The sequence below is a fragment of the Microbacterium sp. CCNWLW41 genome, from assembly GCF_037083505.1.
Genome location: NZ_JBAOJP010000009.1, coordinates 325,709 through 351,040, shown reverse-complemented (window position 1 = coordinate 351,040; position 25,332 = coordinate 325,709). Strand labels below are relative to the sequence as shown.

Genomic DNA, 25,332 nt, shown 5'->3' with positions numbered 1-25,332 from the left:
GTGAGGTCCGGCGGAGGGGAGGGTTTCGAATGACCGAGACCGTTCCCCCCGCCCAGTCCTCGTCGCTTCGGCGTCTCGTGCCGCGCATCTTCTCGCGGTCGGCACGGCGCGACGACGTCGAGCAGCTCCTGCGCACGGTGCGCACGCACCACCCCAAGGGCGATCTGTCGATCGTCGAGCGCGCGTACTCGGTCGCCGAGTCCGCCCACTCCGGCCAGGCGAGGCAGAGCGGCGAGCCCTACATCACGCATCCGCTCGCGGTGGCCCAGATCCTCGCCGACCTCGGTCTCGGCCCGCGTGCGATCGCGGCGGCCCTGCTCCACGACACAGTGGAGGACACGCACTACTCGCTCGAGATGCTCACGAGCGAGTTCGGCGACGAGGTCGCGATGCTCGTGGACGGGGTCACGAAGCTCGACAAGGTCAAGTACGGCGAGAGCGCCCAGGCCGAAACCGTCCGCAAGATGATCGTCGCGATGTCCCGCGACATCCGCGTACTCCTCATCAAACTCGCCGACCGGCTGCACAACGCGCGCACCTGGGGCTTCGTCCCGCCGGAGAAAGCTCGCAAGAAGGCCACCGAGACGCTCGAGATCTACGCGCCGCTGGCCCACCGGCTCGGCATCCAGGCGATCAAGTCCGAGCTCGAGGACCTCTCGTTCGCCGTGCTGCACCCGAAGCTGTACGCCGAGATCGACAGCCTCGTCAAGCAGCGCACGCCGCAGCGCGAGCAGTACGTGCAGAACGTGATCGCCGCGGTCGACAGCGACCTCCGCGAGCTGCGCATCCGCGGCCGCGTGATGGGCCGCCCCAAGCAGCTGTACTCGGTGTACCAGAAGATGGTCGTGCGCGGTCGCGAGTTCGACGACATCTACGACCTCATCGGCATCCGTGTCCTCGTGGGCAGCGTCCGCGACTGCTACGCCGTGCTCGGTGCGATCCACGCACGCTGGACGCCGCTGTCCGGGCGCTTCAAGGACTACATCGCGACGCCGAAGTTCAACCTGTATCAGTCGCTCCACACCACGGTGATCGGCCCGGGCGGGCGCACCGTCGAGATCCAGATCCGCACGCACGAGATGCATCAGCAGGCGGAGTACGGCGTGGCCGCCCACTGGAAGTACAAGGAGCAGATGAACGGCGGCAAGACGGACGCCAAGTCCGTCGACACCGACATGGCGTGGCTCGCGCACATCTCCGACTGGCAGGCAGAGACCGCCGACCCGGGCGAGTTCCTCGACTCGCTGCGGTTCGAGATCGGCGCGAAGGAGGTCTACGTCTTCACGCCGAAGGGGCGCGTGATCGGCCTCCCGGCCGGCGCGACCCCGGTGGACTTCGCCTACGCCGTGCACACCGAGGTGGGCCACCGCACGATGGGTGCGAAGGTGAACGGCCGCCTGGTGCCGCTGGAGTCCGAGCTCAAGAGCGGTGACGTCGTCGAGGTGTTCACCTCCAAGAACCCCGACGCCGGCCCCAGCCAGGACTGGCTCGGGTTCGTCAAGAGCACCCGCGCGCGCAACAAGATCCGCGGCTGGTTCACCAAGGAGCGCCGCGAGGAGGCGATCGAGCAGGGCAAGGAGTCGATCGCCCGCGCGATGCGCCGGCAGAACCTGCCGCTGCAGCGCCTGATGAGTCAGGACTCGTTCACCGAGGTCGCCCACCAACTGCGCTACGAGGACGTCTCCGCGCTGTATGCCGCCGTCGGCGAAGGTCACGTCTCGACGCAGTCCGTGATCGAGAAGGTGACCGCGCTCGTCGCCGCCAACGACACCACGACGGGTCCGATCGACCTGCCGGTCGTCGGTCGCTCCCGCGCGCCGCGCGGCGGGGACTCCGGCGTCCTCGTCCGCGGAGCCCCCGACATCCTCGTGAAGCTGGCCAAGTGCTGCACGCCGGTCCCCGGAGACGAGGTCGTCGGCTTCGTGACCCGCGGCAGCGGCGTCTCGGTGCATCGGACCGACTGCACGAACGTGAAGTCGCTGATGGCGGACCAGGAGCGCCTGATCGACGTCGAGTGGGCGCCGACCACCAAGAGCGTCTTCCTGGTGCAGATACAGGTCGAGGCGCTGGACCGCTCCGGGCTGCTGAGCGATGTCACGCGCGTGCTCAGCGAGCACCACGTCAACATCCTCTCGGCCACCGTCTCGACCTCGAACGACCGGCTCGCCCTCAGCCGGTTCGTGTTCGAGATGGGCGACATCGTCCACCTCGACCGCGTGCTGAACGCGGTCCGGCGCATCGACGCGGTCTACGACGTGTACCGCGTCACGTCGTCCTGATCCGCGGCCTGGATCCGTTGGAGCACCGACAGGGCTGATCGCTTGTGGGGGAGCGTCCCGGCCTCCAGACGTGCGATCGCGAGGGGGACGAGGGCCGGAGCGGCCGCGGCGAGCAGCCGCGCCGCCCGCACGTGAGGCCCGTCGCCGAGCCGGGCGAGGTCGGCGAGCGTGCGCTCCGGCGTCGTCACCAGGACGCCGCCGACGCGCTGGAGGTCGTCGGGCGCGACGGCGAGGTCGCGGTAGACCAGCCGGCGGTCGGGGACGAGGTGCAGCCGCCGCGCCACCGCCCGCTGGACGGTGTGCCGGGCAGGCGGCAGCGGGAGCCCGCCATGGACCCACGCGGCGGTGAGGTGGGTGGCGGCGAGGGTGTCGCCGAGGATCGGGGTCAGCGACCCCGCCCGCAGCGCCGCCGTCTCGACGGCGTCGGCCGGGATGTACGCGTCACCGAGTGCGACGAGGTCGCCGTCGAGGCAGGCGGCCGTGAGCTCGGCCTCCGAGAGGCGATCGTCGGTGAAGTAGAGGAACGGCGATCCCATGGGGGAAGTGTGCCGCAGCGCGCGGCCGTCGCGGGCGCCGCATCGGCCGGGCTGTGGAGAACGCGACCGGCGTCGGTCCCTCCGGCCGTGCGTGCGTCGGCTCAGCCGCCCAGTGCCTTCAGCCACGAACGGCGGGCCTCCAGCGCCTCGGTCGCCTTCGCGATCGCGCGCTTGTCGCCCGTCGCTTTGGCCGCCTCCACCTCGTCCTCGAGCTTCTGGATCGCGTCGGTCAGCTGGCGCGTCATGTCGTTGGCGCGCGCCTTCTGCTCGGGGTCGTTCCGCTTCCAGTCGGCGTCCTCGCGGGTGCGCAGCGCGTTCTCGACGCGCCGGAGCTCGTCGTCGAGGGAGCGCTCGGTGTCGCGCGGGAAGACCCGTCCGATCTCGTCCCAGCGGCGCTGGATGCCCGTGAGGATCGACCTCGCCTTGGCGATGTCGCGCTCGTCGCCGACCGCCTTCGCCTCCTCGAGCAGACCGCGCTTGAGCTCGATCTTCTCGCGGGATGCCTCGGCGTCCGCCGCCTCGCGCTCCACGCGTGCGCCGTAGAGGGCGTCGCCGGCGGCCTTGAACCGAGCCCACAGCGCGTCGTCGACCTTCTTGCCGGCGCGGCCGGCGGTCTTCCACTCGTCAAGCAGCTCGCGGTAGGCGGGGATGCCGTCCTCGCCCTTGGACGACAGCGCCTCGGCCTTCTCGACCAGACGGCTCTTGCGGTCGCGGACGGTCTTGTGGGCCTCGTCGAGCTCGGCGTAGAACGCACGACGGTGCTTGTCGACCGTCGCACGGGCGTCGCGGAATCGCTTCCAGAGCTGCTGCGCGGTCGACTTCGGCAGGCGGGGGCCGCTCTGCTGCTGCGACTGCCACTGCTCGAACAGCGCGTTGAGGTCGGCGCTCGCCTGCTTCCACTGCACCGTCTTGGGGTCGCGCGCCGCGAGGGCCTCGGCCTTCTCGACGAGCTCCGTGCGTGCCTTGACGGCGTCGTCGACAGCCGCTCGGGCCGCCACGGCCTCGGTCTCTGACTCCGCGGCGAGGGTCTCGGTGAGAGCAGCCACGCGGGCGGCGAGGCTCGCGAGGTCGCCGACCGCCGCGGCGCCGTCGAGCTTGCCGTTGATGGTGCGGGCGGTGGCGCGCAGGTCGGATGCGGACGCGCCGCCGCGGCGGTGACGCACCTCGAGGAGCGTCACCTCGCTCGCGAGGTCGGAGTACTTGCGCTCGAAGTACGCCAGGGCCTCCTCGGCGGAGCCGTCGGGATACTGGCCCACGACGCGCCACCCGGTGGCCTCGCGAACCGAGACGGTGCCGTCCTCGTCGACGCGGCCCCAAGGCTCGTCGGACGCCGGAGCGGGCGTCTCGGCGCCGGCGGCGGGCCCGGCGTCGGCGACCGCGGGCTCAGCGTCGGCGACCGCGGGCTCAACGTCGGCGACCGCGGGCTCGGCGTCGTCCGTCGACTCGGGGGTCTGCTCGGGCTCGGCGTCCGCGGGGGCCTCGTCGGGCGAGCCGTCGGCCGCGGCCGCGGCATCCGTCCCGTCCGCCGTGATCTCGGCCGCCTCCGCGGTCGCGGGGTTCTCGTTCTCGCCGGTCCCGGTGTTCTCGGGGGCGTCGGTCTCGGGCTGGAAGTCTGCTGCGGCAGTCACGGGATGCACCTCATCGCGGCTCGCGCCGTCTGTAGGGAGTAGGACGGCTAAAGCCTAGTACGGCGGATGCCCCGACTCCGATGACTTCGCCGCCTCGGAGATCGACCTCGTCAGGACGTCGCGGTGGGGCTCGGCGTCGGCTCGGGCGTCGTGGTGGGCGCGGGCGTCGACGACGGGGTGGGCTCCGTCGGCGAGGGCGTGGGCGTGGTCACCGACGTCGGGGACGGGGCAGGTGCTCCGGGCCCCGCCACGAAATAGACCGTCTGCGCGGCGATGAGTCCCAGCACCAGCACGCCTCCCGCGATGCCGGCGATGAGATTGTCGCGGCGACGGCGACGGGCCTGGTCCTCATGGAACTGCCGACGCGCCTGATAGAGCCGCGAGCGCTCCTTCTCGGCACGTGCGCCGCGATCCTTGCCACCGGTCGCCACGGGACCTCCTCGTTCGCCTCGTCGCCGGCCGTCCCGCGCGGGGGAGGGCCCGGTCGTCCGCTCCGGACCGGATCGGGCCGCGCGGTGCTCCCGGGGCGCGCCCGGGCGGGTTGATCCTACGGGGCACGCCCGGCGGCGGCCAAAACGCCCCGGATCCGCCGTCCGCGCACCGGGATAGCCTGGAGGCGTGACCAGTCCGACCGCGCTCTTCCAGGGGCTCACGCCTCTCGCGGTCCGCATGCGTCCGACCTCGCTCGACGAGGTGGCCGGTCAGTCGCACCTGCTGCGCGCGGGATCCCCGCTCGTGACGCTCGCGAACCCCGAGGCGGCCGCGCGCGCCGCGACCTCGGTCATCCTGTGGGGGCCGCCCGGCACCGGCAAGACGACCCTCGCCCAGGCGATCGCGCGCTCCTCCGGCCGGCGGTTCGTCGAGCTGTCCGCCGTGACGGCGGGCGTGCGCGACGTGCGCGAGGTGATGCAGGAGGCGCTGACGCAACGCGATCTGTACGGGCAGTCGACCATCCTCTTCCTCGATGAGATCCACCGCTTCACCAAGGCGCAGCAGGACGCCCTGCTGCCCGGCGTCGAGAACGGCTGGGTTGTCCTCATCGCGGCGACCACCGAGAACCCCTCGTTCTCGGTCATCTCCCCGCTGCTGTCGCGCTCGCTCCTGCTCACCCTCAAGCCGCTCACCGACGACGACCTGCGCATGCTGCTCGACCGGGCGGTGGCCGATCCGCGCGGACTGTCCGGCGCGGTCGCGCTGGGCGACGAGGCTCGCGACGCGATCGTGCGCCTGGCATCGGGGGACGCGCGGCGAGCCCTGACGGCGCTCGAGGCCGCGGCATCCCTCGCGGTTCCCGACGACGATCCCGACGACGCCGAGGCGGCCGGGGTCCCCGAGATCACGACCGAGCAGGTGTCGCAGGCCGTCGACCGGGCACTGCTGCGCTACGACCGCCAGGGGGACGAGCACTACGACGTCATCAGCGCGTTCATCAAGTCGATCCGCGGCTCGGACGTCGATGCCGCCATCCACTACCTCGCCCGCATGATCGAGGCGGGGGAGGACCCCAGGTTCATCGCCCGCAGGCTCATCATCTCCGCTGCCGAAGACATCGGACTGGCCGATCCGCACGCGCTGCCGATCGCGGTGGCAGCCGCGGATGCCGTGCAGTTCATCGGCATGCCGGAGGGCCGCATCCCGCTGGCAGAGGCGACGGCGTACCTCGCGACCACGGCGAAGTCCAACGCCGCCTACCTCGCGATCGACAAGGCGATCGCCGACGTGCGCGCGGGCGGCTTCGGGCGGGTCCCGGTCCATCTGCGCGACGCGCACTATCCGGGCGCCAAGCGCCTCGGTCACGGCAAGGGCTACGTCTACCCGCACGACGCCGAGATCGGCATCTCGCCGCAGCAGTACCTTCCGGACGAGCTGCGCGGACGCCGGTACTACGAGCCCAAGGCGCTCGGCGCGGAGCGCGACGTGCAGGCGCGCCTCGAGAAGATCCGGCGCATCCTCGACGGCAGCTGATCGATATCCCTCAGAGGTAGATATATATCCCTCAAAGGGATATCGTGGCGTTCGACCCCGGGGGCGCCCATGCAATTCGTCATCCTCGGCCTGCTGCTCGGCGGGCCGCTGTCGCTCTACGACCTCCAGAAGCGGTTCGCCGCGGGGATCTCGCTGTTCTACAGCGCGAGCTCCGGCAGCATCCAACGCGCCCTGCAGCACCTGACCGCCGCCGGCGCGGTGGTGGTCGAAGAGGCCGACGGCACCAGGCGCGGCCGAAAGGTCCACCGGATCACCGACGAGGGCACCCGACGGTGGCGGACCTGGATGCTGGCGCCCATCCCGCAGGGGACGGAGGCCGAGACGACCGTGCTCGCCAAGGTGTTCCTCCTCGGCAGGCTCGAGCCGGCGTCGGACCGCGCCGGCGTCCTCCGCACCATCCGCGAGCACGTCGACGACTCGCGGCGGGCGCTGGAAGCCCTCGCCGTCGAGGTGGACGCGCGGACGGGGGATCTCGACCCCGCCACCCAGCGGCTGTTCGCGTACCAGCGCGCGACGCTGGACTACGGCCTGCGCTCGCACGCGCTGATGCGCGCCTGGATCGACGAGATGGGGGAGAAGCTGCCATGACCGCGAAGCCCCGCGCCCGCGCGCGGACCCTCTTCGGACTCGCGTCCGCGGCCGCCCTGGTGGTGACCGTGGTCTTCGCCACCGTCGGCGACGGCGTGGAGGTTCCCGAGGCCACGGGGCTGCGCCTGGCCGTCGTCGACGGCGGCCACACGCTGGTGTGGGCCCTCCTGACCGCCGCCTTCGCGATCGCGGCCGTCCGCGCGCGCTGGGGCCGCCTGTCGAACGGGCTCGCCGTCGCAGCGGGCATCGCGTACGCCATCTTCCTCATCGCCGTCTTCGTGTGGAGATAGGGATGCCGCCGACCCCCGCCCTCGTCGCGGCCACCGTTGCCACGCTGATCCTGTGCGCGCTCGCGGTGCTGCAGGCCTGCGTGGCCGCAGGCGCACCGTGGGGAAGGTTCGTGTGGGGCGGCGCCCATCGTGTGCTGCCGCGTCGCCTGCGCATCGGCAGCGCCGTCTCGGTGGTGCTGTACGCGGCCTTCGCTGTCGTGCTGCTCAGCCGGGCGGGCGCGCTGCCCGGCGGCGACAGCCCCGCCGTCGCGGTGATCACCTGGGTGCTCTTCGGTTACTTCGTCGTCGGCATCGCCATGAACGCGGTCTCGCGCAGCCGGGCCGAGCGCCTCACGATGACCCCCGCCTGCGCCGCTCTCGCAGCCGCCACGCTGGTCGTCGCCCTCTCATGAAGGGCCCGGCGGACCTCTGGTAGGCTTGAGCGGCTCGAAACTCCGTTTTCGGGCATCCCCTCTCTTCTTCACCGACCTGCCGGCATGCCCCGGCGTGCAGTCCGGACAGGGCGAAGACAGGGCGATACGCCCGCGAGCCGTGAAAGACACGGCAGCGTCATCGAAAGGAACACTTCGTGGCTACGAAGTCCCAGGACCGCCGCAAGGTCCGTCTGTCGCGCGCGCTCGGCGTCGCGCTCACCCCGAAGGCCGCCCGCTACCTCGAGAAGCGTCCCTACGCTCCGGGCGAGCACGGCCGCACCAAGCGCAAGGCCGACAGCGACTACGCCGTCCGTCTCCGCGAGAAGCAGCGTCTGCGCGAGCAGTACGGCATCCGCGAGAAGCAGCTGCGCATCCAGTTCAACGAGGCCCGCCGCACCCAGGGCCTGACCGGTGAGAACCTGGTCGAGCAGCTCGAGATGCGCCTGGACGCCCTCGTGCTCCGCGCCGGCTTCGCCCGCACCACCGCGCAGGCGCGTCAGCTCGTCGTGCACCGCCACATCCTCGTGGACGGCCAGCTCGTCGACCGCCCGTCGTTCCGCGTGAAGCCGGGTCAGCTCATCCATGTCAAGGGCAAGAGCGAGGGCCTCGAGCCCTTCCAGGTGGCGGCCGCCGGCGGTCACGCCGACGTCCTGCCCCCGGTCCCGGGCTACCTCGAGGTCGAGCTCGACAAGCTCCAGGCCCGCCTGGTGCGCCGCCCGAAGCGTGCCGAGGTCCCCGTGGTCTGCGACGTCCAGCTCGTCGTCGAGTACTACGCGGCCCGGTAACACGGTCGCACGAAGGGCGCCGGGGCAACCCGGCGCCCTTCGTCGTTTCCGCATACGATGGGAGGATGCCGCGCTCCGGCGGCCCCGCGAGGAAGTGGTGACATGAAGCTCCTGTGGTTCCTGTTCGGCATCGCCGGCGGATTCGTCCTCGCGCACCTGGTCAACAAGGACCCGCGCGGCCACGAGATCCTCGCCGAGGTCGACGCCCGCATCACAGAGTTCACCGACCGCATCGGCGACGCGTACCGCGAGCAGGAGTCCCGGTTCGCGGGGATCGTCGACGACGTGCGCGATGCCGCCGCCGACGCCGCGGGCACGGCCGCCGCCGCGGCATCCGAGGTCCTCGACTCGGCTCAGACCGCCGCCCGCAAGATCGCGGACTGACGACGCCGGCCGCCACGCGGCCACCGGCTCCGAACACCCTCGAAACACCCTCTCCCTCACGCACGCCCCCGCACGCATCAGCAAGGACCCGCATGAAGACCGCCGAGATCGCCCAGCGCTTCCTCGATTACTTCGAGAAGAACGGCCACACCATCGTCCCGTCGGCCTCGCTCGTGACCGACGACCCTGCGCTGCTGTTCACCGTGGCCGGCATGGTGCCCTTCATCCCGTATCTGTCGGGCGACGTGCCCGCGCCCTATCCGCGGGCCGCCGACAACCAGAAGTGCATCCGCACGAACGACATCGAGGAGGTCGGCAAGACCCCTCGGCACGGCACGTTCTTCCAGATGCTGGGCAACTGGTCGTTCGGCGACTACTTCAAGGAAGGCGCGATCCGCTACGCGTGGGAGCTCCTCACGAGCGCCGAGGCGGAGGGCGGCCTGGGCTTCGACCCGAAGGACCTGTGGGTGACCGTCTACGAGGAGGACGACGAGGCCCACGACCTGTGGCTGCGGCTCACCGGCCTGCCCGAGGAGCGGATCCAGCGTCTGGGCAAGGACACCAACTACTGGAGCACCGGGCTGCCGGGCCCCGCCGGCCCCTGCTCGGAGATCTTCTTCGACCGCGGCCCCGCGTACGGCGTCGACGGCGGCCCCGCCACCGATGACGACCGGTACGTCGAGATCTGGAACCTCGTGTTCATGCAGTACGAGATCACCAACGTGCGCTCGAAGTACGACTTCGACGTCGTGGGGGAGCTGCCGAACAAGAACATCGACACCGGCATGGGCCTGGAGCGCATCGCGTTCATCAAGCAGGGCGTCGACAACATGTACGAGACCGACCAGGTGCGTCCGGTCCTGGACCGCGCGGTGGCGCTGTCGGGCCGCACGTACGGCGCGAACCACGACGACGACGTGCGCTTCCGTGTGGTCGCCGACCACGTCCGCTCGTCCCTCATGCTCATGTCGGACGGAGTCACGCCGTCCAACGACGGCCGCGGCTACATCCTGCGCCGCCTGATGCGACGGGTCATCCGCTCGATGCGCCTGCTCGGCGTCGACGGGCCGACGTTCGCAGAGCTGTTCGCGGCCTCGCGCGACGCCATGAAAGATGCCTACCCCGTCGTCGAGACGGACTGGGCGCGCATCTCGCAGTACGCCCTCGCCGAGGAGGCCACCTTCCTGCGCACGCTCGCCGCGGGTGAGGCGATCCTCGAGGAGTCCCTGACCGGGACGAAGGCCGCCGGCGGGACCTCCATCCCCGGCGATGAGGCGTTCCTGCTGCACGACACCTACGGCTTCCCGATCGATCTCACCCTCGAGATCGCCGAGGAGGCGGGCCTGAGCGTCGACCGGGCCGCGTTCGACACCCTCATGCAGGAGCAGCGCGCGCGGGCCAAGGCCGATGCGCGCGCCCGCAAGCGTCAGCTCGCCGACACCAGCGTGTACCGCGATCTGCGCGCGCAGGGCGAGACGGTCTTCACGGGGTACACCGACCTCGAGACCGAGTCGCGCGTGCTCGGCATCCTCGTCGACGGCACGTCGGTCGATCGCGCGAGCGTCGGGCAGATCGCGGAGGTCATCCTCGCCGAGACGGCGCTGTACGCCGAGTCGGGCGGACAGGTCGCCGACAAGGGCGTGATCGTGGGTCCGGGCTACGAGCTCGAGGTCCTCGACGTGCAGAAGCCCGTGCCGGGCCTGGTGAGCCACACCGTCGAGGTCTCCACCGGAGAGGTCGGCGTCGGCCAGCCGGCCACGTCGGTGGTGGATGCCGCGAACCGCCGCGCCGCCCGCCAGGCGCACTCCGCGACCCACCTCGTGCACGCCGCCCTGCGCGACACGCTCGGCAAGACCGCGACGCAGGCCGGGTCGCTGAACCGCGCCGGCTACATGCGCTTCGACTTCTCGTGGGGCCAGTCGCTGTCCGACCAGACGAAGTCCGAGATCGAGGAGATCGCCAACAACGCGGTGCGGGACAACCTCGAGGTGACCACGCGCGTGCTCCCGCTGGATGAGGCCAAGGCCCTGGGCGCGATGGCGCTGTTCGGCGAGAAGTACGGCGACACGGTGCGCATGGTCGACATCGGCGGCCCGTGGTCGCGCGAGCTGTGCGCCGGCACGCACGTGTCGGCGAGCGCCGAGGTCGGGCTCATCAGCCTCGTGGGCGAATCGTCTGTCGGCGCCTCCAACCGCCGTGTCGAGGCGCTGGTCGGCCTCGACGCCTTCCGGTCGCTGGCCGCGGAGCGCGCGCTCGTCTCGCAGCTCACCTCCTCGCTCAAGGCGCCGCGCGAGCAGCTCCCCGCCCGCATCGCCGAGCTCCAGGCCAGCCTCAAGGCCGCCGAGAAGAAGATCGCGGCTTTCGAGGCCAAGGCGCTCGGAGACCGCCTGCCCGCCCTCGCCGGCACCGCGACCCGCGTCGGTGAGACCCTCGTGGTCGCCGAGTCGCTCGGCACCGCCGCGTCGGCCGACGACGTCCGCTCGCTCGCCCTCCAGGTGCGCGAGCGCCTCGGATCGGACGCCGCCGTCGTCGCACTGGGCGCCGTCGTGAACGAACGCCCCGTCGTCATCGTCGCGACCAACGACGCCGCGCGCGCCGCGGGCGCCAAGGCGGGCGCTCTCGCCAAGGGCGCCGCGGGCGTGCTCGGCGGCGGCGGAGGCGGCCGAGACGACGTCGCGCAGGGCGGGGGAGCGGATGCCGCCTCCCTGCCGGCCGCGCTGGCCGCCGTGAAGGACGCCCTCGCCGCGTGAGCGGCGCACGCTCATGAGCGGGTTCCGCAGGGGGACGCGGCTCGGTGTCGACGTCGGCAAGGCCCGCGTCGGGGTCGCGAAGTGCGACCCCGACGGGCTGCTCGCGACGCCGGTCGAGACCGTGCCGCGCGACGACGGCTCCGTCGCGCGCATCATCGCCCTCGCCGACGAGCACGGGGCCTTCGAGGTGCTGGTCGGTCTGCCGCTGAACATGAGGGGCGAGGACACCGCCTCGACCCGGGACGCACGGGAGTTCGCGGCGGCGCTGGCCGCGGCATCCACTCTCCCGGTGAGGCTCGTGGACGAGCGCCTCTCGACGGTCTCCGCACACGCGGCCCTGCGCAGTTCGGGCAGATCCCAGCGTTCGTCGCGTACCATCATTGACCAGGTCGCCGCGGTCGTCCTGCTCCAGCAAGCGCTCGATGTCGAGAAGAGCACCGGCCGTCCGCCCGGAATCACCGTCCCCCAGGAGCCAGCCTGATGCCCGACTCATCGCCTGACGGCGAAGCGATCCCCCAGTCGCGTCGCGCCGCCCGCGAAGCCGCAGCCCGCCGGTCCTCGACCGGCGCCACACCTGCGCAGGCCCCGGCCTCGTCGCCGGCGGCCGCTCCGCCGGCGTCGTGGGAGACGCTCGTCTCCGGGCCGTCGCCGGTGAGCCGGAGCGATTCCGCGCCGTCGCCGGCTCACGCCGCGCCGGCGGGCGACGGCTCCGGCGAGGGATTCCAGCCCGTGCCGCTTCGGACCCCGCGACCGGCGGACCCGGTCGGCGCCGAGGGCTCGTCCTCCGACGACGACCCATGGATCTTCGCCGGCGCCGGCGTCGGCCCCGCGATGCCCTACAGCCGCACCGCGAACGGCACCGCCGCCGGGGCCGCGCCCTCCGCAGCGCGGTCGGCGGCGCCCCGCGGCGACGCGCCGGCGGCGGACTTCGCGAGCGGGACGCTCGAGGAGCTGTTCAGCGGTTCCACCTCGACGGAGGACATCGGAGACGTGCCACCCGCCAAGAACCGGAGGCGCCGGCGCGCCGCGGGGTGGATCGCGCTCGGCGTGGTCCTCGCCATCCTCGGCGGCGTCGCCGCCGGCGGCCTCTGGGTGTGGAACACCTATGAGGACAACATCCGCGAGGTCATGGGGTGGGAGGAGCCCAAGGACTACGAGGCGGGCCTGGCCAACGGCGAGGCGTTCGTGACGATCGCCTCGGGCGACACCGGCTCGCCCATCTCGCAGTCGCTGTACGACGCCGGGGTGACCAAGACGCCCGACGCGTTCTACGACTACCTCATCGAGAGCGGGCAGAACCCGAACTTCCAGCCGGGCGTGTTCAAGCTGCAGAAGCAGATGACGAGCGAGGCCGCGCTGGCGGCGCTGCTCGATCCGGCCAACAAGCAGGAGTTCACGGCGCAGATCCCCGAGGGCTTCACGGTGGACGGCACGCTCGAGCGGCTCGCCGAGGGCACCGGGCTGCCGCTGGATCAGCTGCAGGCCGCCGCGGCGGACCCCGCCGCGTACGGCGTGCAGGCCGACAGCCTCGAGGGCTGGCTCTTCCCCGCGACCTACACGTTCGATCCGAGCGTCACCCCCCAGTCGGCGATCCAGACGCTCGTCGACCGCACGGTGCAGTCGCTGGACGAGGCAGGGGTGCCGCCCGAGGATCGTCAGCGCATCCTGACGATCGCGTCGATCATCCAGCGCGAGGCGCGGTTCGAGCAGGACATGCAGAAGGTGTCGACCGTCATCCAGAACCGGCTCGATCCGAGCAACCAGGAGACGTTCGGCAAGCTGCAGATGGACTCCACCGCGCAGTACGGCTACGGCGAGATGCACGACGGGACGGTGAGCTCCTCCGAAGAGGCGCTGAACGACCCCAACCCGTGGAACACCTACGTCCACACGGGGCTGCCGGTCGGACCGATCGCCAACCCCGGCGACGTCGCGATCGACGCGGCCATGCATCCCGCCGAAGGTCCGTGGCTCTACTTCGTCACGGTCAACATGAACACCGGCGAGACCGTCTTCACCGAGACCTACCGCGAGCACCTGCGATACGTCGAGCAGTGGCAGCAGTGGTGCGCCGACAACCCGGACTCGGGGTGCTGACGCCCGGCGCGACGCGTCTGGAGGTATGGGGCGATCCCATCGCGCACAGCCGCTCGCCGCAGCTGCACGCCGCCGCCTACGCGGTGCTGGGCCTGGACTGGTCGTACGGCCGCCGCCGCGTCGACGCAGCGTCGTTCGGGCAGGAGCTCGCCGGGCTCGACCGTGAGTGGCGCGGTCTGTCGCTCACGATGCCGCTCAAGGCGGTCGCCTTCGCCGCCGCGGCGACCCGCGACCGCCGGGCCGAGCTCACCGGCGCCGTCAACACGCTCCTGCTGCGGGGCACGGACTCGGGCATGCCCCGCGGCTTCAACACCGACGTCGGCGGCATCGTGCGCGCGCTCTCGGACGACCGGATCACCGTCGTCCCCCGTGCGCGGATCGTGGGAGCGGGCGCCACGGCGACGTCCGCCCTCGTGGCGCTGTCCGAGCTGGGAGCCAGCGAGGTGGAGGTGGCCGCCCGTCGGCCCGAGGCCGTCCACGCTCTGGTGCAGCTCGGAGAGCGGCTCGGCATCGCGGTCTCCCCGGCGCCGCTGGCGGCATCCGATCATCCCGCCGTCCCCGTGACGATCGCGACGCTCCCGGGCGAGGCGCAGCTGCCCGCCGCCGTCGCCGATGCGCTCGCGCGCTCGGGCGGGCTGCTCCTGGACGTCGTGTACGGGCACTGGCCGACCGCGCTCTCCGACGCGTGGGAGCGCGCGGGCGCTCCGGCACGGTCGGGCCTGGGCATGCTGCTGCACCAGGCCCTGCTGCAGATCCGCATCTTCCGCCACGGCGACCCCGACATGCCGATGGACCGGGAGGACGAGGCCCTCGCAGCCATGCGCCGCGTGCTCGTCGATCCTCACACGGCGTAACCCGCCCGCCCCGCGTGGGAGACTGGAGCAATGCTCCGCGTGCTCACGGCCGGCGAATCGCACGGCCCAGAACTCGTCGCCATCATGGAGGGACTTCCCGCCGGCGTCCCGATCTCCCGCGCTGCGATCCAGGCGGACCTCGCGCGCCGCAAGCTCGGCTACGGTCGAGGGTCGCGCATGAAGTTCGAGGAGGACGAGCTGACCATCTCGTCCGGCGTGGTCCACGGATCCTCGCTCGGCAGCCCCATCGCGCTGCGCATCGGCAACACCGAGTGGCCGAAGTGGGTCGAGGTCATGAGCGCCGAGCCGGTCGAGCTGACGGAGAAGTCGCGCGGTCGCGGTGCCGCGCTCACCCGCCCGCGCCCCGGACACGCCGACCTCGTCGGCATGCAGAAATACGGCTTCGACGAGGCCCGGCCGATCCTCGAGCGCGCGAGCGCCCGCGAGACGGCCGCTCGCGTGGCGCTCGGCGCCATCGCCCGCGCCTTCCTGGCGGAGCTCGGCATCCGCCTGGTCAGCCACACCCTGTCGATCGGCCCGGTCCGCGTCCCAGAGGGCGCAGCGCTGCCCGCACCCGACGACGTCGAGGTCCTCGACGCCGATCCGCTGCGCTGCTTCGACCCGGCAACGAGCCAGGCGATGGTCGCAGAGGTCGACGCCGCCCGCAAGGACGGCGACACGCTCGGTGGGATCGTCGAGGTGCTCGCCTACGGCCTGCCGCCCGGCCTCGGCTCGCACGTCCACTGGGACCGGCGCCTGGACGCCAAGCTCGCACAGGCGCTCATGAGCATCCAGGCGATCAAGGGCGTCGAAGTCGGCGACGGCTTCGAGACCACGCGCCGGCGCGGATCGGCGGCGCACGACGAGCTGTTCACGGCCGAGGACGGCATCACGCGCTCCAGCGACAAGGCGGGCGGCACCGAGGGCGGCATGTCCACCGGCACAGTGCTGCGCGTGCGCGCCGGCATGAAGCCGATCGCGACGGTGCCCCGCGCCCTGCGCACCGTCGACGTCTCCACCGGAGACGCCGCCTCCGCACACCACCAGCGCTCCGACGTGTGCGCGGTCCCGGCCGCCGGCGTCGTCGCCGAGGCGATGACCGCCGTCGTCCTGGCGGACGTGGTCCTGGAGAAGTTCGGCGGCGACAGCGTCGCCGAGACGCGTCGCAACATCGACGGCTACCTCGCGGCGATCCCCGAGGAGCTGCGCACGGCTGCCCGGAGCGACGCCGGCCTGCTCTCGCATGACGCCGCACTCTGACCCGGTCGTGCTGATCGGCCCGATGGGCTCGGGCAAGACCAGCATCGGCAAGAAGGCGGCGCGGGCACTGGGCGTCCCGTTCTTCGACACCGACGCCGCCGTGGTGCGCGAGCACGGACCGATCGAGCGGCTGTTCGCCGAGCACGGCGAGGAGCACTTCCGCGCGCTCGAGCGCGAGGCGGTCGTCGCCGGGCTCCGCGGCGGCGGCATCGTGTCGCTCGGCGGCGGCGCGGTCATGCACCCGCAGACGCGCGCCGACCTCGCCGGCCACCGGGTCGTGCTGCTGACCGTCACGGCGCGCGTGGTGGCCGGCCGCGTCCGCGACTCGGCCCGCCCGCTGCTTCAGGGCGAGGATGCCGTCCAGCGCTGGACCGCCATCTACGAGCAGCGGCGTCCGGTGTACGAGGAGCTCGCCGACGTGACCTTCGACACGTCGAGCGGACCGGTGCAGGATGTCGTGGACGCCCTCGTGGACTGGGTGCGCGGCGACGCGGCGCACGAGACGCTCGGGCCCGCTGGGGCCGAGCAGGAGGAGACGGACGTGCCCAGCGAGCGGAGCGAGTCGAGATGACGGATGCCACGACCATCGGCGTGAGCGGCGACGCGCGCTACGACATCACCGTGGGGCGCGGCATCCTGTCGACGCTCGGCGAGGCGCTGCCCCCCGCCGCCCGCAAGGTGCTGGTGATCCACCCCCCGACGCTCGCGGCGCAGGCCGAGCGCCTGCGCGCGCAGCTGATCGACGACCGCGAGGTGCTCCTCGCCGAGATCCCCGACGCCGAGGCCGGCAAGCGCATCGAGGTCGCCGCGTTCTGCTGGCAGGTGATGGGCAAGGCGGACTTCACCCGCACCGACGCCATCGTCGGATTCGGCGGGGGAGCGGTGACCGACCTCGCCGGCTTCGTCGCGGCGACCTGGCTCCGCGGCGTCGAGGTCGTGCAGGTGCCGACGACGGTGCTGGGCATGGTCGACGCTGCGGTGGGCGGCAAGACCGGCGTCAACACCGCCGAGGGCAAGAACCTCGTCGGCGCGTTCTGGGCGCCGCGCGCGGTCATCTGCGACCTCGATCTGCTCGATTCGCTCTCGCGCAACGAACTCGTCGCCGGGTACGCCGAGGTGGTCAAGGCGGGCTTCATCTGGGCTCCCGAGATCCTCGACCTCGTCGAGGCCGACGCCGAGGCCGCGGTCGATCCCCGCAGCGACGCGTTCCGGCGCACGATCGAACTCGCCATCGACATGAAGGCGCGGGTCGTGGGGGAGGATCTCCGCGAGGCCGGACTGCGCGAGATCCTCAACTACGGCCACACGCTCGGCCACGCGATCGAGCACGCCGAACGGTACCGCTGGCGCCACGGCGCCGCGATCTCGGTCGGCATGGTGTTCGCCGCCGAGCTCTCGCGGCTGGCGGGACGCCTGCCGGATGCCGCGGCGCAGCGTCACCGCGAGATCCTCGAGACCCTCGGGCTTCCGACGAGCTACCGCCCCGGCGCGTGGCCGCAGCTCCTGGCCACGATGCAGCGCGACAAGAAGAGCAGGGGCGGCATGCTGCGCTTCATCGTGCTGGACGACATCGCCAAGCCCACCGTGCTGCAGGCGCCGGACGAATCCCTGCTGTTCGCGGCCTACCAGGAGGTCGCGGGGTGACGGCGGCGGTCGCGCGACGCGTCCGCGAGGACGAGTGGGCGCGCGTGCGCGACCTCCGGATCCGTGCCGTGGGCGATCCGGACGCCGGCATCGCCTTCCTCTCCACCCCCGAGCAGGAGCTCGCGCACGACGACGAGTTCTGGCGCCGACGGACTCTGGACGCGGCGATCGGCGACGAGGCGGCGCAGTTCGTCGCCGAGGCCGACGGCCGGTGGGTCGGATCGGCCACCGTCCTCGTGCGCGCCGTCGGCACCGTCGACCACACCGGTCGCACCGTGTACACCGCCCGTGCCGACGTCGTCGGCGTCTACGTGAGCCCGGAGCACCGCGGCGCCGGCACGATCGACGCGCTGTTCGACGCCGCCGCCGCGTGGGTCGCCGGGCTCGGCATCCGTCGTCTCACCCTGGACGTCCACGCCGACAACACCCGTGCGCAGGCCGCCTACCGGCGCAACGGATTCGTCCCCACCGGCGAGACCTTCACGAGCACCATCGGGCCCGAGATCGTGATGGCGCGCGCGCTCTGAACCGGCGAGCCGGACCCACCGGAGCGGCGGCGTCACCCCGGTAGGGTGGGCGCGTGACCGTTCCGCGCCGCCTGCTCCTCGTCAACGGCCCCAACCTGAACCTCCTGGGCACCCGGGAGCCCGCCGTGTACGGGACGGCGACGCTCGCCGACGTCGAGCGGGTGACGACGGATGCCGCTGCCCGCCGCGGCTTCGAGGTCCGTGCCGTGCAGAGCAACCACGAGGGCGTGCTGCTGGATGCCATCCACGCCGCCCGCGAGGACTGCGCCGGCATCGTCATCAACCCGGGCGGGCTCACGCACACCTCGGTGGTGCTGCGCGACGCCCTGTCCGGCGTCGGGCTCCCCGTCGCCGAGGTGCACATCTCCGACATCCTCACCCGCGAGGAGTTCCGTCACCGTTCGTACGTCGCGGACGTCGCCATCGTCCACGTGATCGGCGAGGGCGTTCCCGGGTACGCCCGGGCGGTGGAGCTTCTCATCGACGCCGTCACAGGCCAGGCCGAGGGCTGACGGACCGGCGGGGGACCGGGCATCCCGTAGAATCGACCGTCGGCGCTCTCCGGCCCCCGGCCTCTTCGCCGGGCGTGACGCCCTCTCCTCTCGAACGAAACGGACCCGCACCCTCATGGCATCCACCGCAGACATCAAGAACGGCGTCGTCCTCAACATCGACGGTCAGCTCTGGAGCGTCGTGGAGTTCCAGCACGTCAAGCCCGGCAAGGGCGGCGCGTTCGTGCGCACCAAGCTCAAGAACGTCATGACCGGCAAGGTCGTCGACAAGACGTTCAACGCCGGCGCCAAGGTCGAGCTCGAGAACGTCGACCGCCGCGACTTCACCTACCTCTACAACGACGGCGAGGGCTTCGTCTTCATGGACGTCGCCGACTACGACCAGATCACGGTCGGCGCGGCGACCGTCGGCGACGCCGCGAACTTCCTGCTCGAGAACCAGCAGGTGCAGATCGCGCTCAACAACGGCAACCCGCTGTACGTCGAGCTCCCGGCATCCGTCGTCCTGGAGATCACCTACACCGAGCCGGGCCTGCAGGGCGACCGCTCGTCGGCCGGCACCAAGCCTGCCACCGTCGAGACCGGTTACGAGATCCAGGTGCCGCTGTTCCTCGAGACCGGAACGAAGGTCAAGGTCGACACCCGCACGGGCGACTACCTCGGCCGCGTCAACTGACGTCGGCGGCTGCTGACGATGAGCGCTCGTTCGAAGGCGCGCAAACGCGCGCTCGACATCCTGTTCCAGGCGGACGTCCGCGGCGACCAGCCGGCGACGATCCTCGCCGCCGAGGCGCGCCGCGCCGCCGGTGAGCCCGCACGCCAGGCCTCGTGGCTGTACGCCCGTGAGATCGTCGACGGGGTGATCGACAACCAGGACGCGATCGACGAGCAGATCACGACGTTCGCGAAGGACTGGTCCCTCGCCCGCATGCCCGCCGTCGACCGCGCCGTGCTGCGCATCGCCACGTGGGAGCTGCTGTACAACGACGAGGTGCCTGCCGCCGTCGCGATCGACGAGGCCGTGGAACTGGCGAAGGAGTTCTCCACCGACGACTCGGGCGCCTTCGTGCACGGCGTGCTCGCACGCATCGCCCGCGCGTCCTGACCGACCCCGGCCGGCCCGGCTGCCCCGACTGTCCGGAGCACTTGCCAGGATGGATGCCGTGACCCCGCCGTTCGTCGACCCGTCGCACATCCGCGGCCTCACCGACGCCGGCTCGTTCGAACGGGGCCGGGCCTATCTGGCCGAGGGCGCCGTGCAGCAGCTGTCGTGGGACCCGGCGACGTCCGTCATCGAGTCCGCGGTCGCCGGAAGCGGCGGCCGCACCTACCGCTGCCGCGTGCGCCTGGACGCACAGCGTCCCGACCGCCCGATCGCGGCGACGTCGTGCACCTGCCCCGTGCAGTTCGACTGCAAGCACACCGTCGCCACGCTGCTGGCGAGCAACCGTCTCGCCGGGTCCGCCCCTGCCGCCGGGGAGGGGACGTCGTGGCGCGCGGTCTTCGCCCCCTCGGCGCCCGCGCCGACGGAGCACGCGCCGCTCGCACTGGGTGTCGAGCTGCGCCAGCGCGTCCGCCGCGGCGCCTCCACGTGGGCGCCGGCACGGGTCGAGACGGCGACGCCGCGCGGCCTGCACCAGTTCGGCGCCGACGTGCTCGTCGGGCTGCGCCCCCTCCAGCGATCGGACCGGTCCGACGCATGGATCAAGGGCGCCGTCTCGTGGGACGCGCTGCGCCGGCCCGGCACCGCGTTCGACCCCGCGCAGGCGCGGTGGTTCGCCGAGCTCCACAGCATCGGGCGGGACGTCCGCTCCTTCGGCGCGTTCTCCGACGTCTCGGAGTGGCTCACCCTCGACGACATCGAGTCGAGCCTGCTCTGGCCGCATCTGGCCGCGGGGGCGGACCGCGGCATCCCCCTCGTCCCGACGAAGCGGGGCGCCGTGGTGACGCTCGCGAGCACCGCGACGGTCGCCGTCCACGCCCGGCGCTCGGCGCGCGGCCTCGACGTCGCCCCGGTGGTCACCATCGACGGCGAGCGGGCGGATGCCGCCACCGTGCGTCCGGTGGGACGCACGGGCGTCTACCGCTTCGCCGTCGCCCGAGAGCGGATCGAGCTCGTGCTGGCGCCCGTCGCGCTCCCCGAGCCGGTGCCTCGGCTGCTCGGCGCGCGCGAGGTCGTCAGAGTGCCCGTCGAGGAGGCCGACGAGTTCCTCCGCGACCATCTCCCGAGGATCGCGCGCCGCGTGAGCGTCGAGGCGCCCGGGATCGATCTGGCGGCACCGTCGCGTCCGCAGCTCGTGCTGCGCGTCCACTTCGAGCCGAACCACCGGCTCGTGTACGCCCTGGCGTGGCGCTACGACGGGAAGGAACTCGGCTTCGACGCCACCGGCGACGACGGGGACGCCGAGACCGAGTCGGAGATCCGCGCCCGGGTCCACGGGCTGTGGAGCGAGCACGCGCCGGTGGACTTCGCCTCCTCGGGCTCGCTCTCGGGCCTGGACGCCGCCGAGTTCTCCTCGCGGCTGCTGCCGCTGCTCGAGGCCGACGCCGACGTCCGCGTGGAGGTCTCCGGCGAGCGCCCGCGGTACCGCGAGCTCACCGGCGACCCGCGCATCGGCGTGCGCACGGTCGAGACGACCGACTCCGACTGGTTCGACCTGGGGGTGGTCGTCACGATCGACGGCCGGCGGATCCCCTTCGGCACGCTGTTCACCGCGCTCGCACGCGGCCGCCGGCGGATCCTGCTCAGCGACGGCGCCTACTTCTCGCTCTCGCACCCCTCGCTGCGACGCCTGCGCGATCTCATCGAAGAGGCGGGCGAGCTCGAGGAGTGGGAGGCCGGCCCCCGGATCAGCAGGTATCAGACGGCCCTGTGGGCGGACTTCGAGGATCTGGCCGACGAAGCGGAACCCGCGGTGGCCTGGCGTGAGACGGTCGACGCGCTGCGCGATGCCGACGGCGTACCGGCCGCGCCGCTCCCGTCCGCTCTGCACGCCGAGCTTCGGCCGTATCAGCGGGCGGGGTACGACTGGCTCGCCTTCCTCTGGCGGCACCGGCTGGGCGGCATCCTCGCCGACGACATGGGCCTGGGCAAGACGCTGCAGCTGCTGGCGCTCATCGCCCACGCGCGCGAGAGCGGCGAGACCCGCCCGTTCCTGGTCGTTGCGCCCACCTCGGTGCTGTCGACGTGGCGCAGTGAGAGCGAGCGGTTCACGCCGGACCTGCGGGTCGAGGTCGTCGACGCCACGCGAGCCAAGCGGCGGCGGTCGCCGGCCGACGCCGCCGGCACGGCCGACGTCGTCGTGACGTCGTACACGCTGCTCCGGCTGGACGAGCGCGAGTTCGCCGGCCTGGAGTGGGCCGGTCTCATCCTCGACGAGGCGCAGTTCGTCAAGAACAGCCGCACCCAGGCGTACCGCGCGGCACGGGATCTCCGCACCGACGTCGTCTTCGCCGTGACCGGCACCCCGCTGGAGAACAGTCTGACCGAGCTGTGGGCGCTGCTCTCGCTCACGGCACCCGGCCTGTTCGCCTCGTCCCGGCGGTTCCGCGAGGAGTACGTGGGCCCCATCGAGAAGGGCAAGGTGCCCGAGAACCAGGAGGGCGGGGCCTACCGTGCCGCTCGGCTGGACCGGCTGCGGCGACGCATCCGGCCGCTCGTGCTGCGGCGCACGAAGGAGCTCGTCGCCGCGGACCTGCCTGCCAAGCAGGAGCAGGAGGTCCGCATCGAGCTGGGCGCCGCCCACCGCGCCCTCTACGACACCGTGCTGCAGCGCGAGCGTCAGAAGGTGCTCGGGCTCCTGGAGGACCTGGATCGCAACCGCTTCATCGTGTTCCGGTCCCTCACGCTGCTGCGGATGCTGAGCCTTGCACCCGAGCTCGTGGATCCCGCGCACGCGAACATCCCGCCGAGCAAGCTCGGCGCCCTCTTCGAGCAGCTGGACGAGGCCCTCGCGGAGGGTCACCGGGCCCTCGTGTTCAGCCAGTTCACGTCGTTCCTCGGCCTCGTCGCCGCCGAGCTGGAGAAGCGCGGGGTGGCCTACGCGTACCTCGACGGGTCCACGCGGGATCGGGATGCCGCCGTGGCCGCGTTCCGCGGGGGAGAGGCCCCGGTGTTCCTCATCAGCCTGAAGGCCGGCGGCTTCGGCCTGACGCTGACCGAGGCCGATTACGTCTTCCTGCTCGACCCGTGGTGGAACCCGGCCGCCGAGGCGCAGGCCGTGGACCGCGCCCACCGCATCGGCCAGCACCGCAGCGTCATGGTCTACCGCCTCATCGCCTCGGGCACGATCGAGGAGAAGGTGATGGCACTGCAGCGGCGCAAGGCGCGGCTGTTCCGCTCGGTCATGGACGACGACGCCCTCTTCGGGCAGGCGCTCACCGCCGACGACATCCGCGGGCTGTTCGACGCCTGAGGACGAGCACACGCGGGTGGATCGGGTTTTGCACGGCCGGTGCGACAGGTGCCCGCGCGAGCCTCGCCTAGAATCATCTGGTTCGACACGGGAGGACACCCATGCGCATCACGGGCCTCGGCCACGCCGGAATGTTCATCGAGACGGCGGGGGGAAACATCCTCTGCGACCCTGTGATCGGCCCGACCTTCTTCGGGTCGTGGTTCCCGTTCCCCGACAACCGGGGACTCGACTGGGAGCGGTTCGGCAACGCCGACTTCCTCTACGTCTCGCACCGGCACCGCGACCACTTCGACCCGGCGCTCATGGACCGGTACGTGCCCAAGACCATCAAGGTGCTGCTGCCTGAGTACCCGACGGACGACCTCGAGCAGGATCTCCGCAGGCTCGGCTACGACGACATCATCTACACCCAGGCCGGCGTGCCGCTGGAGTTCGGACCGCTCAAGCTGATGGTGACGCCGCTGCGCGCGCCGAGTGACGGCCCGATCGGCGACTCGTCGCTGAGCGTCGACGATGGGACCGCCAGCATCCTGAACCAGAACGACTCGCACCCTCTGGATCTCGAGAAGCTGATGGCGTTCTCCAAGCCGGAGGCGTACTTCACCCAGGTGTCGGGCGCCATCTGGTGGCCGATGGTCTACGACCTGCCGCAGGACGCCAAGCAGAACTTCGCCAAGCTCAAGCGCGACGCGCAGAACAAGCGCGCGATGTACTACATCGAGAAGGTCGACGCCGAGCACGTCTTCCCGATGGCCGGCCCCCCGATGTTCCTGCGCGAGGAGCTCTTCCGCTACAACGGGACGGGGCTCGAGAACGACTCGATCTTCACCGACCAGCGCGAGTTCCTTGCGCACATGAAAGAGCTCCGGCCCGATCAGAAGGGCTACGAGTTCGTGCCCGGCACGGTCGTCGAGCTGAACGACGGCGAGCTCACGGTCACCCAGACGCTGTACACGGATGCCGAGATCGACCGCATCTTCGACGACAAGTGGGCCTACCTCGCCGAGCAGCGCGACTCCCGCCAGGACGAGATCCGCGCGGAGGAGGCGTCGCGGGCCCCGGTGCTCGCGCCGGATGAGATGCTCGCGGCGATCAAGGAGTGGTGGGAGCCGCTGCTGCGCCGCGCCCGCACGATCCGCAACGGCGTGGGCGGCGTGGTGCGCTTCCGCATCGGCGAGCTGGACATGGTCGTCGATTTCCCGAAGGCGAAGGTCCGGGAGTATGCCGGTGAGGAGTGCATCTACTGGTACACGATCCCCGCCGACCTCGTCTCCACCAACATCGCCGACCACGAGATCGACTGGTCGAACTCGATCTTCCTGTCGATGCAGTTCGAGGTGGGCCGCAGCGGCAAGTTCAACGAGTTCCTCACGACCTTCCTCAAGTGCCTCTCGCGCGACCGCATCGAGTACGTCGAGAACTGGTACGCCGAGCAGACCGACCAGACCGAGGACGCCCAGCTCGGCGACTGGCTGGTGCAGCGGCGGTGCCCGCATCTGCGCGCGGACCTCACCAAGACCGGGAAGATCGAGGACGGCGTGCTCACCTGCTCGCTCCACGACTGGAAGTGGGACCTCGCCAGCGGCAAGTGCCTCACCAGCCAGGGACACCCGATCCGCGCGTCGCAGGTGGAGGACGATCGCGCGGCGACGACGCCCGCCGCCTGAACCACCGCGCCGCCGTCTGGTTGTAGCTCATCTACAACCAGACGGCGGTCTGCTGTCGGTGCGGCTGTAGCAGGAGCGTGAATCTCGGGGCGCGCGTATCACTGCGGCTCCGATCGGGTCCTGATCACCGTGCCCGCCATCGCGGGCGATCACACCCGAAGGAGTCACGCCATGACCACCGTCCCCGTCCACGGCGCCGCCGGCGTCGTTCCCGCGTCCGCCGGCCGCCAGAACCCGCTCCGCGCCCTGATCGCCCTCGAGGCACGCGCGGAGTCCGCGCTCAAGGTGTCGCTGCAGCGCTGGAGCATCCCGGCGCTGCGCGTCGCGCTGGGAGCCGTCTTCGTCGTCTTCGGCGCGCTGAAGCTGATCCCCGGCGTGAGCCCCGTCGAGGCGCTGGTGAGCGCCACGTGGGAGAAGCTCACGTTCGGCATGGTCAGCGGCCAGGCCGCGTTGATCGCGACCGCCGTCATCGAGGTGCTCGCCGGAGCCCTGCTCATCGCCGGCGGCGCTTTCGCCCGAATCGGCCTCGTGGTGCTGGCGCTGGCGTTCGTCGGCATCCTGTCGCCGATCGTCCTGCTGCCCGCGGAGGTCTTCGGCCCGGTCGGTCCGACGCTGACCGGCCAGTACATCTTCAAGAACGTCGTGCTGATCGCCGCCGCCCTCGTGGTGGCATCCCGCGTCCTGCGCGGTCCCGCTGCCAGGCACTGACGTCGC

At 71.7% G+C, this 25,332-nt stretch carries 24 protein-coding genes; 21 read left to right on the top strand and 3 right to left on the bottom strand.

Annotated features, from left to right (window positions below):
* The first annotated feature begins 29 nt into the window (after positions 1-29).
* On the top strand, positions 30-2,279 hold the full coding sequence (locus tag V6R91_RS28205; RefSeq protein ID WP_336398003.1) for a RelA/SpoT family protein: 2,250 nt from the start codon (positions 30-32) through the stop codon (positions 2,277-2,279).
* Here V6R91_RS28205 and V6R91_RS28200 read toward each other — a convergent pair.
* The 3 genes from V6R91_RS28200 to V6R91_RS28190 all read right to left on the bottom strand — a co-directional run bounded on the left by V6R91_RS28200 (position 2,249) and on the right by V6R91_RS28190 (position 4,874).
* Positions 2,249-2,815, bottom strand: coding sequence for a hypothetical protein (locus tag V6R91_RS28200; protein ID WP_336398002.1), 567 nt, complete (start codon positions 2,813-2,815; stop codon positions 2,249-2,251). The two genes, V6R91_RS28205 and V6R91_RS28200, sit on opposite strands and share 31 nt — an antisense overlap.
* A gap of 101 nt (positions 2,816-2,916) precedes the next feature.
* Positions 2,917-4,443 (bottom strand): DUF349 domain-containing protein, encoded by a 1,527-nt coding sequence (locus tag V6R91_RS28195; RefSeq protein WP_336398001.1) that lies wholly within the window; start codon positions 4,441-4,443, stop codon positions 2,917-2,919.
* Between the two features lie 110 nt (positions 4,444-4,553).
* Complete coding sequence (locus V6R91_RS28190) at positions 4,554-4,874, bottom strand: dioxygenase (protein WP_336398000.1); 321 nt, start codon at positions 4,872-4,874, stop codon at positions 4,554-4,556.
* A 238-nt stretch (positions 4,875-5,112) separates the two neighbouring features.
* Between V6R91_RS28190 and V6R91_RS28185 the strand changes: the two genes are divergently transcribed.
* The 20 genes from V6R91_RS28185 to V6R91_RS28090 all read left to right on the top strand — a co-directional run bounded on the left by V6R91_RS28185 (position 5,113) and on the right by V6R91_RS28090 (position 25,326).
* Positions 5,113-6,408, top strand: coding sequence for a replication-associated recombination protein A (locus V6R91_RS28185; RefSeq protein ID WP_378881300.1), 1,296 nt, complete (start codon positions 5,113-5,115; stop codon positions 6,406-6,408).
* A 69-nt stretch (positions 6,409-6,477) separates the two neighbouring features.
* The gene (locus tag V6R91_RS28180) at positions 6,478-7,017 is read left to right on the top strand and encodes a PadR family transcriptional regulator (protein WP_336397998.1); all 540 of its coding nucleotides are present in this window, start codon (positions 6,478-6,480) and stop codon (positions 7,015-7,017) included.
* The gene (locus tag V6R91_RS28175) at positions 7,014-7,307 is read left to right on the top strand and encodes a hypothetical protein (protein WP_336397997.1); all 294 of its coding nucleotides are present in this window, start codon (positions 7,014-7,016) and stop codon (positions 7,305-7,307) included. Before V6R91_RS28180 ends, V6R91_RS28175 begins: the two co-directional genes overlap by 4 nt.
* A 2-nt stretch (positions 7,308-7,309) precedes the next feature.
* Positions 7,310-7,699: a hypothetical protein gene (locus tag V6R91_RS28170; RefSeq protein ID WP_336397996.1), complete on the top strand. Its 390-nt coding sequence runs from the start codon at positions 7,310-7,312 to the stop codon at positions 7,697-7,699.
* A 176-nt stretch (positions 7,700-7,875) separates the two neighbouring features.
* Positions 7,876-8,505 carry a 30S ribosomal protein S4 gene (gene rpsD / locus V6R91_RS28165; protein ID WP_336397995.1) on the top strand — a complete coding sequence of 210 codons (630 nt, stop codon included), beginning with the start codon at positions 7,876-7,878 and terminating at the stop codon, positions 8,503-8,505.
* Positions 8,506-8,607: 102 nt separating this feature from the next.
* Positions 8,608-8,889 (top strand): ATPase, encoded by a 282-nt coding sequence (locus tag V6R91_RS28160; RefSeq protein ID WP_336397994.1) that lies wholly within the window; start codon positions 8,608-8,610, stop codon positions 8,887-8,889.
* Between the two features lie 92 nt (positions 8,890-8,981).
* Positions 8,982-11,639, top strand: a complete 2,658-nt coding sequence (gene alaS, locus V6R91_RS28155; protein ID WP_336397993.1) for an alanine--tRNA ligase — start codon at positions 8,982-8,984, stop codon at positions 11,637-11,639.
* A 13-nt stretch (positions 11,640-11,652) separates the two neighbouring features.
* Positions 11,653-12,120, top strand: coding sequence for a Holliday junction resolvase RuvX (ruvX, locus tag V6R91_RS28150; RefSeq protein WP_336397992.1), 468 nt, complete (start codon positions 11,653-11,655; stop codon positions 12,118-12,120).
* On the top strand, positions 12,120-13,736 hold the full coding sequence (gene mltG / locus V6R91_RS28145; RefSeq protein ID WP_336397991.1) for an endolytic transglycosylase MltG: 1,617 nt from the start codon (positions 12,120-12,122) through the stop codon (positions 13,734-13,736). Before ruvX ends, mltG begins: the two co-directional genes overlap by 1 nt.
* Positions 13,703-14,590, top strand: coding sequence for a shikimate dehydrogenase family protein (locus V6R91_RS28140; protein WP_336397990.1), 888 nt, complete (start codon positions 13,703-13,705; stop codon positions 14,588-14,590). The genes mltG and V6R91_RS28140 overlap by 34 nt, the downstream gene beginning before the upstream one ends.
* 30 nt (positions 14,591-14,620) lie before the next feature.
* Positions 14,621-15,850 carry a chorismate synthase gene (aroC, locus tag V6R91_RS28135; protein ID WP_336397989.1) on the top strand — a complete coding sequence of 410 codons (1,230 nt, stop codon included), beginning with the start codon at positions 14,621-14,623 and terminating at the stop codon, positions 15,848-15,850.
* The gene (locus tag V6R91_RS28130; RefSeq protein ID WP_336397988.1) at positions 15,834-16,421 is read left to right on the top strand and encodes a shikimate kinase; all 588 of its coding nucleotides are present in this window, start codon (positions 15,834-15,836) and stop codon (positions 16,419-16,421) included. Before aroC ends, V6R91_RS28130 begins: the two co-directional genes overlap by 17 nt.
* Positions 16,418-17,494, top strand: a complete 1,077-nt coding sequence (aroB, locus tag V6R91_RS28125) for a 3-dehydroquinate synthase (protein WP_336397987.1) — start codon at positions 16,418-16,420, stop codon at positions 17,492-17,494. The genes V6R91_RS28130 and aroB overlap by 4 nt, the downstream gene beginning before the upstream one ends.
* Positions 17,491-18,021 carry a GNAT family N-acetyltransferase gene (locus tag V6R91_RS28120; protein ID WP_336397986.1) on the top strand — a complete coding sequence of 177 codons (531 nt, stop codon included), beginning with the start codon at positions 17,491-17,493 and terminating at the stop codon, positions 18,019-18,021. The genes aroB and V6R91_RS28120 overlap by 4 nt, the downstream gene beginning before the upstream one ends.
* Positions 18,022-18,074: 53 nt before the next feature.
* Positions 18,075-18,533 carry a type II 3-dehydroquinate dehydratase gene (locus V6R91_RS28115; protein ID WP_336397985.1) on the top strand — a complete coding sequence of 153 codons (459 nt, stop codon included), beginning with the start codon at positions 18,075-18,077 and terminating at the stop codon, positions 18,531-18,533.
* A 115-nt stretch (positions 18,534-18,648) separates the two neighbouring features.
* A complete protein-coding gene (efp, locus tag V6R91_RS28110) occupies positions 18,649-19,209 on the top strand; it encodes an elongation factor P (protein WP_336397984.1) in 561 nt (186 codons plus the stop codon).
* Positions 19,210-19,227: 18 nt separating this feature from the next.
* The gene (gene nusB, locus V6R91_RS28105) at positions 19,228-19,638 is read left to right on the top strand and encodes a transcription antitermination factor NusB (RefSeq protein WP_378880815.1); all 411 of its coding nucleotides are present in this window, start codon (positions 19,228-19,230) and stop codon (positions 19,636-19,638) included.
* Between the two features lie 58 nt (positions 19,639-19,696).
* Positions 19,697-22,948 carry a DEAD/DEAH box helicase gene (locus tag V6R91_RS28100; protein ID WP_336397983.1) on the top strand — a complete coding sequence of 1,084 codons (3,252 nt, stop codon included), beginning with the start codon at positions 19,697-19,699 and terminating at the stop codon, positions 22,946-22,948.
* A 101-nt stretch (positions 22,949-23,049) separates the two neighbouring features.
* Positions 23,050-24,618, top strand: coding sequence for a Rieske 2Fe-2S domain-containing protein (locus V6R91_RS28095; protein ID WP_336397982.1), 1,569 nt, complete (start codon positions 23,050-23,052; stop codon positions 24,616-24,618).
* Positions 24,619-24,789: 171 nt separating this feature from the next.
* Positions 24,790-25,326, top strand: a complete 537-nt coding sequence (locus V6R91_RS28090) for a DoxX family protein (protein WP_336397981.1) — start codon at positions 24,790-24,792, stop codon at positions 25,324-25,326.
* Positions 25,327-25,332: the final 6 nt, after the last annotated feature.